The 2,705-nt window shown below is 58.7% G+C and carries 3 protein-coding genes; all 3 read right to left on the bottom strand.

Annotated elements, in window-relative coordinates; genetic code table 11:
* Window positions 1-126: 126 nt before the first annotated feature.
* Window positions 127-1,008 (bottom strand): hypothetical protein, encoded by an 882-nt coding sequence (locus GX108_03450; protein ID NLO56099.1) that lies wholly within the window; start codon window positions 1,006-1,008, stop codon window positions 127-129.
* A gap of 41 nt (window positions 1,009-1,049) precedes the next feature.
* A complete protein-coding gene (locus GX108_03445) occupies window positions 1,050-1,886 on the bottom strand; it encodes a hypothetical protein (GenBank protein ID NLO56098.1) in 837 nt (278 codons plus the stop codon).
* A 79-nt stretch (window positions 1,887-1,965) separates the two neighbouring features.
* The coding region (locus GX108_03440; GenBank protein ID NLO56097.1) for an ATP-dependent Clp protease ATP-binding subunit at window positions 1,966-2,705 on the bottom strand (740 nt) is incomplete at its 5' end.

Raw genomic sequence — 2,705 nt, 5'->3', positions numbered from 1 at the left:
GAGCTTGTCGTCACCATGGCAGGGGAACGGGTGATGATCTCCGGGAAGGCTCGCATAGTTCTTAAAGGAGAACTGGTGCTTTAAAAAACCGGCGGTCCTTGAGACCGCCGGCGGACAATCGATTCTTTACTGGTCCTTCTTAAAGGCCGGGAACCCCCCCAGGGTGGTAAGTATCTCGTGATCGATCTCCAACCCCAGCGACTTTTCCAGGCGCTCCACTTCGAGGTCGAGATAGTGCTTCTGGAGGTCCTCCTTGACCCTGGGCAACACCTCGTCAAGGGTGGTCGTTCTAGCGGGCCGCTTTTCCAGCACCTGGATGACGTGCCATCCATACTTCGTTTCCACGGGTCCCCCTATCCTCCCCGGTTCCAAAGAAAAGGCCAGTTCGTCGAAGCCGGGAACGGTCTGTCCCCTGGAGATCCACCCGAGATCCCCCCCGGTATTAGCGCTCCCGGGATCGATGCTCTTCTCGGCCGCCACGGTGCCGAAATCCGTCTCTTTGGCGAAGACTTCCAGAAGGACATCCGTGGCCTCTTCTTCCGAACCGACGAGTATATGCCGGGCGTGAACCGACTCGGACACGCTGTAGTCATCCTCGTGCTGGCTGAACCAGGCCTCGAGAGCCGGTCTTCCCAGGTCCCACTTCGAAGAAGCTGAGGAGACAAAAGCCTGGGCAAGTATGTTGACGGCATTCCATTTTAGTTTGGCCGCCACGGACGGATCCAGTTGCAACCCCTTCTGGCGGCCGGCCTCGGAGAGGAGGAGGGCCATCGACACCTGCTTGGCGAAGGTTTCCCTGTCCTCTGACGAGAGCTGGGCCAAGACAAAGGGGGCCATCATCCTGTCGACGCCGGACTGGTCCATGATCAGGCCGATCATCTCCTGCTCGCTGACGCTTTCCCCTCCGGCGGTAATCACTGGTCCCCTGTCGGCGGCGAGAGCGAGGGTCGGCAGAAACAGGGTTGCCATTACTGTGAACAGAACCGCTTTTCTTGAAAAATTCTTCACAAGATCACTCCCCGAATGAAATGTCCGGTCCAAACCGGAGGTCATTTTGTTTCCGTATTCCGAGGCACTCCACGGTAGGGCATGGGCACGTACTGGACCGATGGTCGCCGCTGGCCGGACTGAGGGTAGAACTTCATCACCTGGCATATCTCCTGGGGAATGTCCGTGGAAACGAACAGTCCCAGTTCAGCGGCTTCCTCGCTGCCTATGGGGTAATCGTGGGTCCAGCGTCCCTCGGTGAGCACCATCGCCAGCCTTTCCGCCTCTTCCTGCGCTACGTTGTCCTCGAGAAGGTGTACCACGAACCGCCGGGTTTGTTCAATAGCCTTTCGGGATATGTCGGCCAGGATCAGCGTCTCGTCATCGACCTCGGCGATGGGCTTCTCGGCGACAGTCTTCAGGATCGAAACGGCCGGGTACTGCCCTATCTGTGGGTCCACCGGGCCGAGGACGGCGTGACGGTCCATGACAATCTCGTCGGCCGCCAGGGCTATCAGGGTCCCGCCGGACATGGCGTAGTGTGGGACAAAGACGGTCACCTTCGCCTTGTGCTTGTTCAGCGCCGCGGCTATTTGAGAAGCCGCGAGCAGAAGACCGCCGGGGGTATGGATTATCAGGTCGATGGGGGTGTCCGACGAGGTCATCCGGATGGCCCTCAATATCTCCTCAGAATCCTCGATGTTTATATAGTTCCTGGCGAAAAGACCCAGGAAACCCACGGTCTCCTGGCGGTGAATCAGCGTGATCACCCTGCTGCCTCGTTTCTTCTCGAGGGTCCTGATAGTGCCCACTCTCAAGCGCTCGAGGTTCCACTGCTTGAACATGGGAAAGACGAAGAAGAACAGCATCAGGATCCAGAAAAGGTCCAATTTGAACACTCCCACCACTCCTCTCGATAGGCAAAAAACGGGGATCCCCCTTTCTGGGGATCCCGTTTTCGCGATTATGCTACCTTGATCAGACTTCGGCCGTTCTTTTCGCTTCTCTTCCTCCGGGGGCTACATCACCGCCCCCCGGCAGGGGCGCCTCGGGCAAGAGTTCCAGCTCACCATCCTTCACGGAGGCGATGACGCGGCTTTCCTGGCCTACCCGACCTTCCAGCACCAGGTCGGCCAACCGGTCCTCGATGAAACGCTGGACAGCCCTCCTGAGAGGCCTGGCTCCGTACTTTGGATCATACCCTTTGTTGAGCAGAAGCGCTCTGGCTTCATCGTGCACCTCGATATGGATGCCCTTTTCGGCGAGCCTTTCGCCGACTTCCCTGAGCATCAGGTCCAGGACCTTGAGCAGTTCTTCCCTGCCAAGGGGCTCGAAAACGATCATCTCGTCGACGCGGTTGAGGAATTCGGGCCTGAAGGTCTTCTTCACCGATTCGACGATACCGGCACGGACCCTGTCCCAGTCCGGCACCTCGCCCTGGCCCGGGGCGGCGAAGCCAAGGCTCTGCCCCTTCATGGCATCCCTTGCCCCGATATTGCTGGTCATGATGATCACGCTGTTGCGAAAATCGACGGTATGCCCCTGGCCGTCGGTGAGACGCCCGTCTTCCAGTATCTGGAGAAGGATATTAAAAATATCGGGATGGGCCTTTTCGATCTCGTCAAAGAGCACCACCGAGTAGGGCCTCCTCCTAAGGGCCTCCGTAAGCTTGCCGCCCTCCTCGTAGCCCACGTAGCCAGGGGGCGCGCCTATCAGTT

It is taken from the genome of Thermovirga sp., assembly GCA_012523215.1.
In the GTDB taxonomy this organism is placed as follows: Bacteria; Synergistota; Synergistia; order Synergistales; family Thermovirgaceae; genus 58-81.
This window is presented reverse-complemented; position numbering and strand designations above follow the sequence as displayed.